This window comes from Pedobacter psychrophilus (assembly GCF_001652725.1).
Taxonomy (GTDB): Bacteria; Bacteroidota; Bacteroidia; order Sphingobacteriales; family Sphingobacteriaceae; genus Pseudopedobacter; species Pseudopedobacter psychrophilus.
The window spans coordinates 19,350-36,817 of sequence record NZ_LWHJ01000030.1 but is presented as its reverse complement, the minus strand read 5'-3'; the positions used below and the strand labels follow the sequence as shown (position 1 = coordinate 36,817).

Below are 17,468 nucleotides of genomic sequence, written 5' to 3'. Positions count from 1 at the left end.
GCAATTTATATCCATTTATTTTCTAGCACTTCTTTGGCGTGATAAGTTAAAATCACATCTGCACCGGCTCTTTTAATGCACATTAACTTCTCGGCAATTGCTTTTTGATCTAGCCAACCTCTTTCAATTGCGGCTTTTACCATTGCATATTCGCCACTTACATTATAAGCTGCAATGGGTAAATCGAAATTATCTTTTAATAATTTGATGATGTCTAAATACGTGGTTGCAGGTTTAACCATTAAAAAATCTGCTCCTTCCTCAACATCCAAAGTTGCTTCAATTAAAGCTTCTTTTTGGTTTGCAGGATTCATTTGATAGGATTTTTTATCACCAAATTTCGGAGCCGAGTTTAGCGCATCTCTAAAAGGACCGTAAAATGCACTCGCATATTTAGCAGTATAGGACATGATTGAAACATTGGTAAAACCATTTTCATCCAATGCTTCACGAATGTAACGCACTCTCCCATCCATCATATCTGAAGGAGCGATAATATCAGCACCTGCTTTTGCCTGTGCAACAGACATATCAGCTAAGATTTTTAAAGTTTTATCGTTAACAATTTCTCCGTTTTCTACAAAACCATCATGCCCATCAGAACTGTATGGATCCATTGCAACATCAGTTACTACGCAGGCTTCGGGAAAATTTGCTTTTACTTCTTTTATTGCCCTTAAGTATAATCCATTTTCATTTATGCTTTCTGAAGCGGTTTTATCTTTTAAACTTTCTTCTAAATTCGGGAATAAGTCGAAAGATTTTAATCCCAATTTAAGACAGCTCTCAACCTCACGTAATAAATTATCAATAGAGTACCTGAAAATGCCAGGCATAGAAGCCACTTCCGTTTTTAGATTTTTTCCATCGATAATGAATAATGGGAAAATAAAATCGGAAGCGTGAAGATGCGTTTCTTGAACCATATCCCTAATCACTTGTGATTTCCTATTTCTTCTTGGTCTTTGTAACATTTTGTTTTTTTATGTCTTCTTGATTGCAGTGTTTGCTAATTATTTAATTCCATGGTACAAAAAATTTACTACTGCTTATGTCTTTGCTCTTGATTCTTTCTTCTTGATTTTACAAAACATCTATTCCAAAAACTACTTCCGCCAAACCAATCTCATCCGGCGACGCTGGTAAAATATATTTTACGCCCATTTCATCAAATTTTTGTCCGGTTGATTTCCCTATTGAAACCACTTGTTGTCCGGGTTCTAAAAGATTTTCTTCAAAATAAGCCTCCACGTTAGATGGACTTGTAAACACCAATACATCAGAAAAACTTTGAGCCACGTTTTCTTCTAAAATGGTTTCATAAATTACCAGTTCGATGATTTTTGTTTCTACTGATAATTCTTTTTGGATGCTTTTTAAAGAATCTTTAGCCATCGGAAATAAAACGGTTTTTCCGTTAGCTATCTCTGCAAATTCTTTTGCAACTTCCGCTGTATCACTACTTTCGCCGACAAAAGAAACAGATTTACCCAAATTCTTTAAGGAATCTTCTGATCCTCTACCAACTACACCAAATTTTACATCTTTTGGTAACAGAGGTTCTAGCTTAAAGAAATACTCAATACCATTTTTACTGCTAAAAAAAATCCAATCAATTTGTTTTAAAATGTATGAATCTAATTTATGGATAGTTGGCACTGTTCTAATTAAAGAACGGTCTTCTATTTTTATTTGATGTTTTTCTAAAGCTTTTCTAAAATAACTGTACTCGCTAAGCTCCCTGGAAATGAAAATCGATTTTGGTATTTTTCTATTTGAGATATCAAACTTTGCCAAGATTTTTTCTGCCAAACCCTCCGTGGTATTTGAAGTATAGTATAACCTGTCTGGAAATTCATCTTGATCTAAAGATTTTGTTGTCCAGGTATGGAAAATTCCTTCTTCATCTTTTTCACAATAACAACCTAAAGGCATGTGGCAACCACCATCAAAAAGATTTAAAACTTTACGTTCTACACCAATTTGCTCGGCAACTTCTTTGTTATTTATATGTTGAAGAATTTCAAATAAATCATTATCGTTTTCTCGGATTTGAATAGCTAAAACACCTTGCGCTGGCGAAGGAACCATTTCTGCTGTTGGTTCAATCTCTTCGACGTAAAACTCTGATAAATCTATATTTAACCTGGAAACACCAGCTTTTGCCATGATGATGGCATCATATTTTTCATCTCGGAGTTTTTGGATACGAGTAGGAACGTTGCCACGCAAATTTTCAAACTCTAAATCAGGGCGAATGGCATGTAATTGAGATTGCCTTCTGTTTGATGATGTACCAACAGTACCGTTATGTTTTACAGAAAGTTTTTTGGTAGCATCTACACAATCTTTTAAAATTATAATGATTTCTGAAGGGTCTTCTCGATCAGATACTGCAGCAATAATTAACCCTTCTGGATTTTTTGTGGGCAAATCTTTATGAGAATGTACAGCCAAATCTATACTACCATCTAATAATTGCTCTTCTAATTCTTTGGTAAAAAAGCCTTTTCCCTCTAATTTATCTAAACGAAGATTTAAAATGTTATCTCCTTGGGTTTTAATGATTTTTAGCTTGGTATTGACATTAATTTTTGCTAATTCTGCCTTTACAAAGTTTGCTTGCCACAATGCTAAATCACTCCCTCGGGTACCAATGGTAATTGTTCTGTCCAATTTTATTTGATTTGTTGCACAAAAATAAAATTTAAGAAATGGTTTAAGGTGTTTAGCTGGTTTTAATTGTATCTATTGACAATGTTATGAAGAAGAGGAGTTTGTGGGATATTAAAAGCACTCCTTATTGTTGTGTTTAGCCTATAAAATGAAAACTTAAAATGTGATATCTCCATTCGTTGACATGACGGCTCTTTTTGCGTTAGGGATAGGAGCGTCATCCTTTTTTTTTGCTTTTCAGCAAAAAAAAGATACAGCGGATAGCCCGTTAAAACGCCCAAATAAAATTATAACCTATTATTCTCGATGTTTAAAAGCCCTTTTTTTAAGGTAAAAACAATGTATTCACGTTTTCTGTGCAAACGTTCTTGTAAGTGAGTGATGAGTTTTTCTTCCTGGCCAGCTTCAAATATCAAATCATCATCAGATAAATGATTGTACTTTCTTTGAAGCTTTATTTTTAATCTGTCCCAGTTTTGGTTACTGATGGTAATTTCTGCCATGATATTTATTTGCTGCAAAAATAGCAGATAGATTGTGATTTGAGAAATTTAAGCGTTTTAATTTTAATCTGACTAAACATCTTAGGTTCTATTTTCATTAATTTGACTAGCGTCTCCAATATTTACATGCTTTTTTAAGATGCGTTTTCCTTCCTTTTTTACGGCTTGACTTTTTCTTAAACCATAAATAATATCACTTGCGTACTTTCTGCTTTCTTCTAAATCAACAATAGGAAATGGATATGTTTCACCGATTTTACAATGATAAAGTTCTTGTTCCATTTGACTAAGTTTCCAGGGTTCGTAAATTAAATTTGACGGAATATTATTTAATTCAGGAAGCCATTGCTTCACAAAAACGCCATCAACATCATGTTCTTCTGCGTTTTTAATTGGGTTATATATTCTAATGGTGTTAACGCCGGTTACGCCAGCTTGCATTTGAATCTGCGGATAATGAATGCCTGGTTCATAATCTAAAAATTGTTTCGCCAAAAAGAAACCGAGTTCTTGCCAATCCTGCCATAAATTAAAAGTAAAAAAAGAAACCACCATTGCTCGCATTCTAAAATTGATATAACCTGTAGCTACCAAGCATCGCATACAAGCATCAATTAGTGGAACACCAGTTTTACCTTCTTCCCATGCCTTGATAAATTTTAAGTTTTTTGGCTTTATTAACGCATCATACCCTTTATTTACATTAGAGAACTCCATGCTACATTCGCTTTCAAATTTTTGTATGAAATGGCAATGCCAATGTAATCTTGATATGAAATTTGAAAGGTCTCTTTTGTTATTTGAGGCTTTATAATGTTGCCGAGTGTAGCGATAAACCATTCTCATTGAAATATTTCCGTATGCCAAATAAGGCGATAGCCGACTACAACTTTTTCTGCTTAATGCCGGTTTAGAAATGTGTTTACTGTAATTTTTATGACGCTCTTTTACAAAGGTTTCCAAATATCGCCAGGCAAAGGTTTCGCCGCCAGGTTGGAAATTTTTGTTTGGTGTGGTGATTTCTGTTGATAAGCTTTCTCCTTTAAATGATTGATAAAAATCGGCGTTAAGCTTAACAATGTTCCAATTGGTTTCTTCTACAAATTTGGGAAATTCGCACATTTTTTCTTCCCATTTTTGCTGCCAGTTTTTTCTGGATTTTAATCCTCTTATTACGCCAAACTGCTGGTATTGATTCCAATTAATCCCTTCTTTATCGCAAAATTTTTGAACCCAAATATCTCTATCAAAAGTGATTTTATTTCCGGTTTCTTCATGAGAAAAAATGTGCTGAATCTGATAGTGGGTTTGAATAGTTTTTAAAACAGCTTCAATTTCTTGATGAAAGATATAGATTTCGCTATGAAGCTCTTTAAGCTTTATTTGCATATCCATTAAGGATTGGTAAACAAAGCGCCAATGTCTGATATCACTATCGGCGTAAGCCATGACCGAAGGCTCAAAGCAATAAATCAACAAAATAGGTAAATCACTTTTTTGGGCAAAATACAAAGCTTCATTATCAGTAAAACGAAGGTCTCGTTTAAACCAAACAATGTTGATCTTCTCTTTAGTTGGGCTTTCTTTTCTGATCATTTATGAATTAAGAAAAGAGAATTTTTAGATAGATTGTTTTGCTGATGTAGATTTATTGAAACAAAAAAACTCCAAAATTCGGAGAGTTTTCACTTATTTTTTTAAAATTTATTTGGCTTTGTAAGTTTCAGGATTAATTGCTGTAGGTGTCCATGATTGTAAAAATTCTGAAACCAGTTTTTCGCTATGTGCGCCTTTTCCATCTTCTAAATAAGCAGAATTTTGGGTATTTAAACGTTTTCCATTTGCATCTAAAACTACAAATACAGGAAAACCAAAACGTTGCGGATAGCCTAGTGAAGCTAATGCTTCTTCATTCTTATTTTCTTTACTATAATTTACATGAAGCACCACATAACTATCATTCATGATTTTTGTGAGTTCTATAGATTCTGTCACTAATTTATTAAACCTTAAACACCAAACACACCAATTTCCGCCGACTTGGATGAAAACATTTTTCCCTTCTTTTTTTGCTTTAGTTACTGCATCAGAAATTTCTTTCTTAGCATTTGCTTCTGGATTGTAAAGCTTTGGTTTTTCTGTTTCTGTTTGCGCCATTAATGTTGAAGCAGAGGCTAAAAATATGAAGGCAATTATTATTGTTTTGATTTTCATGAGGTGAATTTTATTGAGAGGTAAATATGGGAATTTGAAAAGAAATGTTGGTAATGATTAGGTAAGAATTCCACCTTTTTTGATAAAAAAAAATGGAAAGGAAATATCTATACCCTAATCCTTTACGCTGTTAAATATTTTCTGAAAATCACTTTTAAACAGATTTTTATTATCTAAAGTGCTAATACATATTACTTTGTAAAAATTGTTTTTTGTTTCTGCAATTCCAATAAAATAATAGTAGTAAATCATCGTCTCATCGTCTAAAAAAGTAAGATCTGTACTCATAAATTTTACATCACCGTTTGTACTTTGTATAACAGAACCAATTTTCCTTTCTGGTTTATCTTGTAAAAAATCTTTTATAAACTGATCATAATATTGGTTTATATCCTGATTTGCAGGGTCATCAAATAATTTCACACTTTTCCCCTCCTTAATTACATAACCAGAAACATCCTTTACCATGTTTCTAAACTGTATGGCGGCATCATTGTTTAAGCCTCCTGTTTTGCTCATATAATCAGGTAAATTGACCGTAAAGTCTTCCACTTTATACTTGTCCATTAAGGTTTGAGCAATTGTGGCTTTGCAGAAAATTAGGAATAGGATTAAGGTAAGATAGCGCTTCATGATGGATTATTATAATGAGTTGAAATTAAGCATTTTGTAATGATTATTGAAATAAGATTATTTTGAGTAGATAATTAGTTTTTGTTCTAGCAGGGTCTCTCGTAGAGGACCCTGCGCTATATAGTTTTAGCAGGGTCTCTCACAGAGGACCCTGCGCTATTTTAAAATTCCATATCTAAATAATGTTTTAATAAAACCTTTTCATTAACAATATCTTTCTCATAAAAACCCGCACTGCTATGTTCATAATCTAAAAATGTCTCAGCTAACATCCACTTTCCAGAAACGGGGTTGTTATGTATATAGGATAGCTTCTGATAAAGGAAAAAATCAGTAATAATTGGTTTTGCATCAAAGGATGGTTCAAATACTTTATGCAGTTGTCCCTTGTTTTTCTCATCATCTGAACAGGCCTCACTCAATTTTAATAGAATATCTTTTTGATTTTGAGCTTTTAATCTTTTTACAATTTCATAAGCCATAAATCGCTTTCCGTTTGAGATAACTTTATTAAGATTGTTAGAAGTATTTAAATGCAAAATTGCATGAATATGATTGGGCATGATCACAAATGCACTGGTGTTAATTGAATATTTTTCTTTAATCAAATTAAACCAATTGTAAATTAAATCATACGAGTTTGTGACTTGAAATAAAGGAATCCAGTTGAAGCAGGTAAAAGTGATGAACCAGGTTTTATTAGTTGTATCATGAATGGTTTTTATTGCCATATTTAAAGGTAGTGATTTCAGGGATATTTAACGCAGGGTCCTCTGCGAGAGACCCTGCTTGGACTGTGGATGTAAAACTTACATACAAGAACCGGTTGTATTGTATCTCACTGTCTAGGCAGAGTCTCCTTTTCGGGACTCTGCTTTTTTTGAAGACCCTGCTGGGACGAAACTTTATTAAGATTGTTAGAAGTATTTAAATGCAAAATTGCATGAATATGATTGGGCATGATCACAAATGCACTGATGTTAATTGAATATTTTTCTTTAATCAAATTAAACCAATTGTAAATTAAATCATACGAGTTTGTGACTTGAAATAAAGGAATCCAGTTGAAGAAGGTAAAAGTGATGAACCAGGTTTTATTAGTTGTATCATGAATGGTTTTTATTGCCATATTTAAAGGTAGTGATTTCAGGGATATTTAACGCAGGGTCCTCTGCGAGAGACCCTGCTTGGACAGGAAACGTAAGGGATTGAGATAGTTCACTGTCTAGGCAGAGTCTCCATCGGGACTCTGCTTGGACGGAATTTATTTTAAAGTTATTCTGGTAAACACCGGAGATCCTTGACTACTAATTTCGCCAACAACAATATTAAATCTTGGAGTTTGAAAAGTAGTAACTCTCTTATTAGTGGCATCATATACAGAGGTTTTTGCAGGTCCGTAAAACTCACTTACATCACTTAAAATACTTTCATAGGTTAATCCTTGAAAAATCTGAGGCTCACCATTTAAAACATATATTTCCTTTAAATTTTTTGCATCATCATATTTTAATTCATACCTCCCATAAATTCCATCGATTAACACGTTTTTAATATATGGCATTGTAATCTTAATTTTTCCATCTAAAAAAGACCCCAAAATAACATTCAAATTACTACTATTATATTGAAAAACAGTAAAATAACCAGTATTGTAATCAACAGAGATATAAGGATATGTACTGTTAATGTAGTTCAAATCCAATTTATCCCAAATTGTCTCTAAATTTCTGTTCTCTACAACTCTTAGTAAACTCTCATTTTCAAAACTTTTTTGATTGTTTTTTATAATTAATTTAATATTTAAGTTACCAACTTGATTAATTGGAGCTACTTTAAATAGATAATCATATCCAGTAGATGAGTCGTAACTGTTTAAGGTAGAGGAAATTTTAATTCCATTTGCCATTAAATAAACTTCATCTTTTTCATTGTAATTTTTATTATATCGTAGACCAAGAATTAAGGTGTCAGATTTGCTAATAACTGGTTTGTTAGCAAGAAAAAAAACAGGTTCAATTACTTTATCAATTTTATTTAAATCCTCCTTCTTTGAGCAAGAAAGCAAACTAATTGATATCGAAATAAATATTATAAGATTTCTCATGATAGATGAATAAGAATTTAAAAATCTTTTAAAATCTCAAACATAAAAAATCCCTTCCAGAAAACAAATTCCGGAAGGGATTTCAAATATTTAATTTAGAACTTTTAACTCTAAATTTTACAATTCAACTTAAATCAATGAAACACTCCTATTCACAAAAGCAGTCAATTCAGCACCAGTCAACATTCCTTGAGAAAGTAAAGCTAAATCAAAAGCTTGTTTAGCTAAAGCAGATTGCTCAGCTTCATCAGTACTAGCCAAAATTTTGTTGACTATTTTATGGTTTCCGTTAATGGCAACTTTGTAGCTATCTGGCATATTTCCGTAGAAGCTCATTCCACCGCCCATTGCAGCCATGTCTTTCATCCTACGCATAAACTCGTCCATAGTAACGGTTACTGGCAATTCATCCGGGCTTAAAGCTTCCACTTCTACTTGGTAAGCAGGTTTGTTAATCGCTTTTTCAAAGATTTCTTTTACTTGCTTAGTTTGGTCTTCGCTTAAAACGTGTTCCATTTTCTCGCCTTTGTCAATCAGCTTATCAGCAGTGCTAGAATCCACACGTTTCAATTGTGTTTTTTCTAATTTCTGCTCCATCTGGCTCACAAAATGCGAATCTATCGGTGTATCCATTAATAAAACATCGTAACCTTTACGGGTTGCAGATTGGATAAAACCATCTTGTTTTGCAGGATCAACGGTATATAAATAAACTAAATTAACGTCTTTATCCGTTTGGATGTCTTTTACTTTATCACGGTATTCATCCATGGTGAAGTTTTTCTTTTCGGTATTGGTAAACAAAGCGAAATCTTTAGCTTTTTCGTAGAATTTCTCTTCCGAGATCATTCCGTATTTTACAAATAAGCCAATATCACTCCATTTGGTTTCGTAAGCAGCTCTGTCTTTTTTAAACAGTTCTCCTAATTTTTCAGCCACTTTTTTGGTGATGTAACTATTGATTTTTTTCACATTGCTATCAGCTTGCAAGAAACTTCTAGAAACGTTTAATGGAATATCTGGCGAATCAATAACACCATGTAACAACATCAAAAACTCAGGAACAATGTCTTTTACCTCATCAGTAATAAACACCTGGCGACTAAATAATTTAATTTTATTTCTTTGGATTTCTACATCATTTTTCAATTTAGGGAAATATAAAACTCCTGTTAAATTGAAAGGATAATCTACGTTTAAATGAATCCAGAATAATGGATCTTCTTGAAAAGGATAAAGTTCTTTGTAGAATTTTATGTAATCCTCATCAGTTAATTCTGTTGGAGATTGAGTCCAAATTGGTTTTGCCCCATTAATTACATTTGGAACCTCAACAGATTTGTATTGTTTTTTTCCTTCTGCATCTTCGCCATCTTCAATGCTATCAGTTGTGGTACCGAAAACCAATTTTACGGTTAAAAACTTGAAGTATTTATCTAAAATAGTTTGTAATTTTTGTTGGTCTAAAAACTCTTCCGATTCACTATTTACATGTAAAATAATGTCTGTTCCTCTGGTGGTTCTTGTTCCTTCTTTAATCTCGAATTCTGTACTTCCGTCGCAAATCCAAGAGGCTGGTTCTGCACCATCCTGATAAGATAAAGTTTGAATCTCTACATGGTCAGAAACCATAAAAGCAGAATAAAATCCTAAACCAAATTTACCGATGATCTCATTGGCATCTTTAGCATCTTTAAATTTCTCTACAAATTCTGTCGCTCCCGAGAAAGCAATTTGGTTAATGTATTTTTTAATTTCTTCAGCAGTCATTCCCAAGCCATTGTCAGAAATGGTAATGGTTTTTTTATCCTTATCAAAAGATACGTTCACTTCTAATTCGCCCAACTCTCCATTATACTGACCTAAACCAGCTAACCTTTTAATTTTTTGAGTTGCATCGGCAGCGTTAGAAACTAGTTCTCTTAAGAATATCTCGTTATCAGAGTATAAAAACTTTTTGATGATTGGGAAAATATTCTCCGTGTGGATTGAAATCGTTCCTTTTTCCTTCATGATATATTTATGTCAATTTTAAATTTTATGTTTACGATAGAGCTAACATCAATGCTTGTTCCAAATGGATTTGGTGTGTCAAGTTGACAGTAAAGAGGATTATGATTTGCATTCGGTAGGCCTCGAATTATATTCAAACTCCATGGTCTGTGTCCTCACAGAACATCTCTTTTTCGTTTCGGTCTGTGAGGACACAGACCTAGGTGGAAGAGGTGAAAATTATTGCATAAATTAAATTAACCCCGACGATTTAAGTTATCTAAACCTGATTGAAGTGAAAATCCTTTTCTTTTTTTGGAAAGAAAAGATTGCAACGAAAAGCAGGACTATCCTTATTAGTTGACGAATGTTTTTGCTTTTCAAAAAAATTTATTCAAAAAAAATCAGCACCAAAATAAATTGATGCTGATTTATATTAAAATTAATTAATTATTACTTTTTAGGGTCTAAAATTAAATTTATCCTTGCTAAAGCATCAACTAAATGGGCTTTAATAATGGTGTTGCTATATCTCGGCAATGCTCTTTTAATATCTGATTGTAAATTAACCAACTCTAATCTTGCCATTGGTGTAATATCCGTTTTTGTAGGATCTACACTTGTTACTCCAAATCTTGCAAATGCAGAAGCTTGTGTGGGATCTGGAGGAGTTAATAAAAATCCTAATCTATCAATATAAGCTCTTTGTAAATTTCTACGGAAAACATCAATGTTTGATCCAGTGCTTATCTCAGACCAAACACCTGAGTGTAAATCAGCAAATAATTCATCTAAGGAATAAGCCTTAGAACCATTCTTTGTAGAATTATCTATTACTCTAGCCAATCTAGCTGGATCTAAAATTCCATTTAATGCAGAAACTTGAACTCTTCTTACCTTGTCGTCCAAATCTGCATTATCAAACTTGTTAGTTTCAGCACTATTAAACATCCAATTTGGTGTTTTAAAAGCTTGATCTACAATAAATTTTACGCTTGCTTTTTGCTTAGCTTCATCTACATGAGTATAAACCGCACCGGCCTGATCATAGGTTTTATCATTTTGATAAATTCCACCAATACTTGCCCTAACGTGGCCCATGTAACGGTTAAACTGACCTAAAACTTCACCATATAATTCTTCCAAATTATCATACGGTTTACCTTCTTCATAAGTCCATTTTTGGATATTTGGAATGATGCGCTTTAAGTTTGCAATCCCGTAAGTTGAGGCTTTAATAGCGTCGTCCCCTAAATCTTCCGATTGTGCTCTTGGATCAATTGGATTACCTGTTTGTGCTCCGTAAAAATAAATAGGATTTCCAGCTCTTTCAACTGTCCATTTATTTAAAATTTTAGCTTGTTCTTCTTCTGTTTTATTAGGAAAATAGGTATATCCCCATTTAACAGCCCATTGATCGTACGGACCTATTCCTGGATATAATACTACTCCTTTATCTTCTGGCTGTGCGATATAATTGAAACGGGCATAATCCATAATTGAAGGTGCAGTACCACCCATTTTTTGGGTAAATGATGCCGAACGTAAGCTATCAACCGGATAAGCAACTGAAGAACCAAAATTATGTGGCAAACCTAAAGTATGGCCAACTTCATGAGAAGAAACAAAACGTATCAATTGTCCCATAACCTCATCACTAAATTTAGGCATACGAGCAGCTGGATTTACAGCGGCTGTTTGCACAAAAAACCAGTTTCTTACTAAATTCATTACGTTATGATACCAACCTATATCAGACTCAATAATTTCACCAGAACGTGGGTCAGAAATGTGAGGCCCGTAAGCATTTGCAATATTAGAAGCAAAATATCTAATTACAGAATATCTAGCATCTTCTGGCGACCACTCTGGATCATTAGTTGGTGCTTCTAAACAAGTAATTGCGTTTTTAAAACCGGCTGCTTCAAAAGCTTTGTTCCAATCCTTTACACCTTCAATTAAATAAGGTCTCCATTTCTTTGGAGTTGCAGGATCTATATAATAAACAATTTGTTTTTTAGGCTCTACCAATTCGCCTCTTGCATAAGCGGCTTCGTCTTTTGGCTCTAACTTCCATCTTGCAATGTAACGAGTAACTGTTGCCTTTTGGGCATCAATTCCGTAATCAGTTTGTCGACGAGAAAAATAACCAACCCTTTCATCGTTTAATCTAGCTGCCATAGGCACTTTTGGTAAAAGCACCATTGATGTGTTTAATTCTACAGTTACAGAACCTAAAGAACCATCTCCCGGAGGGCTAGCCGCTGCATAAGTTTTAATTGATCTAGCTTCGATATTAATAGGAAAAGATCTGATTGAATCTATATAAGAACGAGTATCGTCCAATCTGGTGATTTTATATTGCGTTTTTGTGCTTTGTTGTAATCCTAAAGCTTGTACGTCTTTAGCAAAAAAGTCTGTAACATCTATCACAACCGCTGTTGAATCCTTACCTTTTGCTTTGATATCAAAAGATGCTAAGATTGGGGATAAATTAGAGTTTCTAACTGATTCATACATATCTGTTCCTGGTGCAGCAACATTTGTATAAGACGGTACTCTAATCATAACTTGTGTTCCTCTTTTTTCCCAAACCCAAACTTGTTCGTTTAGTTCTTCACCGCCATAAGTTCCATCTGCGGCTGGGGTTTTAGAATAACGAGTTACTGCTAACATTTCCCTGCCAAATAAAGAATCAGGAATCTCATAGTAATATTTATCTTCCACTTTATGGACAGTAAATAAGCCGACATCCGTTTTAGCTTTAGCAGTTATGACCTCTTTGTAAGGTTTAATGCCTCCTTCTTTTTTAGGAGCTGCGGGTTTAGCTGCCGATGAAGATGCCATCTTCGCTTTTTCTGCCTCTTTCTTTTTTTGTGCAGAACAAGCAGATACAGCCACCGCTAGAGAAAGTAATCCCGCTAGTTTTAGGGTGTGTAAATTTCTTTTCATATAGTTATTAAGGTTTCTTTAATTTCACAATGTAGCTAATAAATAAAAATGATGGAAATATTAACTGTTTTGTTACTTAAACTGCTATAAAATTTAAACTTTTTGATTTATTTGGGCGTTTTATCCGCCAGCTGGCGGATTACATTTTATCTTTTTTTGCAATTGCTTTGTGGCAAAGGCAAAAAAAGGATGCCATTTCAATCCCTAACGCAAAAGATAAAGTCATATTAAATAGTAAAAAATAGCTTATGATATTATGAGATTAATCCTCGATGAAAATAGTTTCTAGTTGCTCGAAATAACAAAAGCGGAAAAGAAACCTTTACTTGAAACTGAATTATTGGATTAGCTATACACCATCATCCAATAAAAAAACATAAAGTTCTTTAGGACCATGAGCACCTAAAACTAATGTTTTTTCTATATCGGCAGTACGGCTTGGCCCTGTAATATTAGAAATCATAGAAGGTAAATTGTTGCCGTATTTTTTTTTGACCAAATTAAACCCATCTTTTAAATCCATTACCATTTGAGAGGTATAAGCAACCACAATATGTGCATGAGGATAAATACTTAATCTTCTGCCAGCGGCGTTGCCATTGCTCACCATTATTGATCCGTTTCTCGCAATCAAACATTCGCAAAGTGTTAAACCAACTTCTGCTAATTCAAAATCTTTATCGGTAGCGTAGAAAGGGTATTCGTAAGTAGTTAATAATTCTTGAAGTTGAGGTTCCCAGCAATAGATTTTTCGCCATTTTTTTTCCTCGGCTAAAAGCAAAATGTTTTCTATAAATGTGATTTCATCTTCACAGTAAACAAATTGCCCAGAAACTCTGGTAAATTCTTCGGCAAAAATAACTTCTGGAGATTCTGTTGTTGGAGGGTAAAGAGGTAAGTCTTCTAAATTAGGATAAGGATTTTCTCTTTTTTCTAAAAGTGCTTTTCTTATTTTTTTTAATAATTGCTCTTTTGAAGTAGTGTTATCCTTCATGTAAAATTTTTAACTGGGTTGGTGATAAAAAAATAGCCCAAGCTTAATAAGCTTGAGCTATTTTGAAAATATTATTTCGTTTCTGAAACCTGTAAAGGCTCTGTAGAATCGCCTACTGGTTCAGGATGAATGTTTTCTGCAATAATACTTTGATCGCCGCCTTCTTTTCCATTCACAAATTCATCATAAGTTGTACGGTTATCAAACGGACGTTTACCTAAAATCTCTTCTAAATCACTTTGGAAAAGAATTTCTTTTTCTAATAATTTAACAGCTAAAGCCTCTAAACCATCTCTTTTTTCGGTTAATAAATCTTTTGTTTTTTGATAAATGCCTCCTATTAATTCTCTTACTTCAGAGTCAATTAACTCGGCAGTTTTTTCGGAATAAGGTTTATTAAAGTTGTATTCTCCTCCTTGATCGTTAAATGAAACATTACCAACTTTTTCACTCATTCCATACAATGTTACCATTGCGTAAGCAAGTTTAGTAATGCGCTCTAAATCGTTTTGCGCACCTGTTGATATTTTTCCGAAAGTAATATCCTCAGCAACACGTCCACCCATTGTCATACACATTCCATCAGAAAGTTGCTCAATTGTGTATAAAAACTGTTCTTTAGGTAAATATTGCGCATAACCTAAAGCTGCAACACCACGTGGAACAATAGAAACTTTTACCAAGGGATCAGCATGTTCTAAAAACCAACCCGCAATAGCGTGACCAGCTTCATGATAAGCAACAATTTTCTTTTCTTCTGGTGAAATGATTTTATTTTTCTTTTCTAAACCACCAATCACCCTATCCACAGCATCTTGAAAATCTTGCATATCTACTGCCTCTTTATTTCTACGAGCAGCAATTAAAGCGGCTTCATTACAAACGTTGGCAATTTCTGCTCCGGCAAAACCTGGAGTTTGTGCTGATAGTTTTTTAGGATCAACTCCTTCTGCTAATTTTAGAGGCTGTAAATGAACTTTAAAAATTTGCTCTCTACCTACTAAATCTGGTTTATCAATAGAAATTTGTCTATCAAAACGACCTGGTCTTAACAAAGCAGAATCCAGTACATCTGGACGGTTAGTTGCCGCCATAATGATAATTCCAGAATCGGTACCAAAACCATCCATTTCTACCAGTAGTTGGTTCAATGTGTTTTCGCGTTCGTCATTGCCACCAACCATACTGTTTTTACCACGAGCTCTTCCAATGGCATCAATCTCATCAATAAAAATAATACAAGGCGCTTTATCTTTTGCTTGTTTAAATAAATCTCTCACTCTAGAAGCTCCAACACCCACAAACATTTCCACAAAATCAGAACCGGAAAGGGAAAAGAAAGGAACTTGAGCTTCACCAGCAACAGCCTTAGCCATTAAAGTTTTTCCAGTACCAGGAGAGCCCACTAATAAAGCTCCTTTAGGTATTTTACCACCTAAATTGGTATATTTTGTAGGATTTTTAAGGAAATCTACAATCTCCATTACCTCTTGTTTGGCTTCTTCCAAACCAGCCACATCACTAAATGTGATGCTTACCTGAGATTCTTTATCAAAAAGTGTAGCTTTAGATTTACCAATATTAAAGATTTGACCACCGGCACCGCCTCCGGCGCCACCGCCCATTCTCTTCATTATAAAAATCCAAACCACTACAAATATCCCGATAGGAACTATAAATGACCAGAAAAGAGATGAAAATGGACTTGTCCTGGACTCATAACTTAAAGGTACTTTTTGTTGTTCTGTATAATCTTTTTGAGATTCTTTTAAACGACTTTGCAAAGACTCAAACGAACCATCAGTAAAGTAATATTGAGGATTACTTCCGCTTATAGAAAAATTGTTGCGCTCCTTAAGGTCTTTGTATTTCCCTTCTGACAGCCTGTCTTTTTTGATGTAAACTTCTGCCACCACTAAATCTTCTTGTTTATAGGCAATTAGCTTTTCAACGTCACCGTTCTTTAACATCTCGTTCTCAAACTTTTGATAAGTTATTAAACGGGCGTTATTACTGCTCATAAAAAATTGAATACCCAAAATAACTAAAATCACAATCCCATAAACCCACATAATATTAAACTTGGGTGGTTTTGGGATTATTTTTTTACCAGGAACTTTTTTTATTTGTTTCTTTTTATCTAAACTTTCTTTCATCTCTTTTTTGTTTTGGCTTACTACTAAGCACTTTTGTAGTGTTCAAATTCTGCATCTCCCCACAAATCTTCAAGCCCGTAAAATGCTCTTTTATCGGTTCTAAAAATATGTACTACCACATCGAAATAATCTAATAATATCCACTCTGCATGTTGTAAACCCTCTTTTTTGTAAGGGTCTTGCCCAGTTGCTTCAAAAACTTCTTTTTCCACGCTATCTGCGATAGCTTTTATTTGAGTAGAAGATTCGGCATGACAAATAACAAAATAATCGGCAACGGAACTGTGGATGTTTCTTAAATCCAATCTCACTATATCATTCCCTTTTTTTTCTTGAATACCGTGGATGATGATCTCAGAAAAACTTGTGGAGAGTAGGTTAGCGTTTTTATTTTTTATCATTAAAAAGATTTAGTTTTGAGCTATATTATTAATTTTATATAGCACTTTGCAAAATAACACATTTTTAACACTTTTTGTTGGACAAACCATTGTAAAATTATCAGAGGTAGATTCAACAAATACTTATGTTAAAGAACTACTTTCAAATTCTAAGCCATTGCTAGATGGTACTGTTATTATGGCAGGCCATCAATTTGCGGGAAAAGGGCAAAACAATAATGTTTGGGAAAGTAAACCCGGCGAAAATCTCACCTTTAGTATCTATCTAAATTCATCATTTCTGCCCTTAAATCAACAATTTGAATTAAACAAAGTCGTTTGTTTGGGATTGATTGATTGCTTAAAACCAATTATTGGTGATGAATGCAAGATAAAATGGCCAAATGATATCTATTATCAAGATAAAAAAATAGGAGGTGTTTTAATAGAGAATGTTACAAAGGGCTATCAATTAAAAGATAGCATAATTGGCATTGGCTTAAACATCAATCAAAAAGATTTTGGATTACTTAATCAAAGAGCTAGTTCATTATCAAAAATCTTACATCAGGATTATGACTTAGATAAATTATTAGCTCAAATTTGTAGCTCGATAGAAAAACGTTATCTGCAGTTAAAAGCTGGCAAACTAACGCTTTTGCATGATGATTATTTAAAGGCGCTATACAGAATAAATGAGTTACATCATTATCATATTAAAAGTCAAACCATCAAAGCAACAATTAAAGGCATAACTACAACTGGACGGTTAACATTGCAAGAACAAGACGGTAAGCTAATTGATTTAGATTTAAAAGAAGTAAAATTCATTTTCGATTAAGCCGTAAAATCAAATTTTTT

Annotated in this window: 14 protein-coding genes; 1 reads left to right on the top strand and 13 read right to left on the bottom strand. The window is 33.6% G+C overall.

From position 1 onward, the window contains the following. Positions 1-5: 5 nt before the first annotated feature. The 13 genes from hemB to rsfS form a co-directional block, all read right to left on the bottom strand. A complete protein-coding gene (hemB, locus tag A5893_RS13820) occupies positions 6-974 on the bottom strand; it encodes a porphobilinogen synthase (RefSeq protein WP_068823180.1) in 969 nt (322 codons plus the stop codon). Between the two features lie 109 nt (positions 975-1,083). Then, a complete protein-coding gene (gene hemC, locus A5893_RS13815) occupies positions 1,084-2,676 on the bottom strand; it encodes a hydroxymethylbilane synthase (protein WP_068823179.1) in 1,593 nt (530 codons plus the stop codon). Positions 2,677-2,963: 287 nt separating this feature from the next. Continuing rightward, on the bottom strand, positions 2,964-3,179 hold the full coding sequence (locus A5893_RS13810) for a CsbD family protein (RefSeq protein ID WP_068823178.1): 216 nt from the start codon (positions 3,177-3,179) through the stop codon (positions 2,964-2,966). Positions 3,180-3,260: 81 nt separating this feature from the next. Continuing rightward, positions 3,261-4,775: a cryptochrome/deoxyribodipyrimidine photo-lyase family protein gene (locus tag A5893_RS13805; RefSeq protein WP_068823177.1), complete on the bottom strand. Its 1,515-nt coding sequence runs from the start codon at positions 4,773-4,775 to the stop codon at positions 3,261-3,263. A 108-nt stretch (positions 4,776-4,883) separates the two neighbouring features. After that, the gene (locus A5893_RS13800; protein WP_068823176.1) at positions 4,884-5,393 is read right to left on the bottom strand and encodes a thioredoxin family protein; all 510 of its coding nucleotides are present in this window, start codon (positions 5,391-5,393) and stop codon (positions 4,884-4,886) included. A gap of 114 nt (positions 5,394-5,507) precedes the next feature. Then, a complete protein-coding gene (locus A5893_RS13795; RefSeq protein WP_157687563.1) occupies positions 5,508-6,026 on the bottom strand; it encodes a hypothetical protein in 519 nt (172 codons plus the stop codon). Between the two features lie 161 nt (positions 6,027-6,187). After that, positions 6,188-6,757: a transposase gene (locus tag A5893_RS13790; protein ID WP_068823174.1), complete on the bottom strand. Its 570-nt coding sequence runs from the start codon at positions 6,755-6,757 to the stop codon at positions 6,188-6,190. A gap of 533 nt (positions 6,758-7,290) precedes the next feature. Beyond that, positions 7,291-8,133, bottom strand: a complete 843-nt coding sequence (locus A5893_RS13780; RefSeq protein ID WP_068823172.1) for a hypothetical protein — start codon at positions 8,131-8,133, stop codon at positions 7,291-7,293. A 129-nt stretch (positions 8,134-8,262) separates the two neighbouring features. Beyond that, positions 8,263-10,146, bottom strand: coding sequence for a molecular chaperone HtpG (htpG, locus tag A5893_RS13775; RefSeq protein WP_068823171.1), 1,884 nt, complete (start codon positions 10,144-10,146; stop codon positions 8,263-8,265). A gap of 432 nt (positions 10,147-10,578) precedes the next feature. Then, positions 10,579-13,077, bottom strand: a complete 2,499-nt coding sequence (locus tag A5893_RS13770; RefSeq protein ID WP_068823170.1) for a zinc-dependent metalloprotease — start codon at positions 13,075-13,077, stop codon at positions 10,579-10,581. Between the two features lie 349 nt (positions 13,078-13,426). Continuing rightward, the gene (locus A5893_RS13765; RefSeq protein WP_068823169.1) at positions 13,427-14,071 is read right to left on the bottom strand and encodes a LutC/YkgG family protein; all 645 of its coding nucleotides are present in this window, start codon (positions 14,069-14,071) and stop codon (positions 13,427-13,429) included. A gap of 71 nt (positions 14,072-14,142) precedes the next feature. Then, the gene (gene ftsH / locus A5893_RS13760) at positions 14,143-16,227 is read right to left on the bottom strand and encodes an ATP-dependent zinc metalloprotease FtsH (RefSeq protein ID WP_068823168.1); all 2,085 of its coding nucleotides are present in this window, start codon (positions 16,225-16,227) and stop codon (positions 14,143-14,145) included. A 23-nt stretch (positions 16,228-16,250) separates the two neighbouring features. Beyond that, positions 16,251-16,628, bottom strand: coding sequence for a ribosome silencing factor (gene rsfS / locus A5893_RS13755; protein ID WP_068823167.1), 378 nt, complete (start codon positions 16,626-16,628; stop codon positions 16,251-16,253). Positions 16,629-16,674: 46 nt separating this feature from the next. On the opposite strand from rsfS, the gene A5893_RS13750 reads away from it, so the two are divergent. Continuing rightward, complete coding sequence (locus A5893_RS13750) at positions 16,675-17,448, top strand: biotin--[acetyl-CoA-carboxylase] ligase (RefSeq protein ID WP_068823166.1); 774 nt, start codon at positions 16,675-16,677, stop codon at positions 17,446-17,448. Positions 17,449-17,468 lie beyond the last annotated feature (20 nt).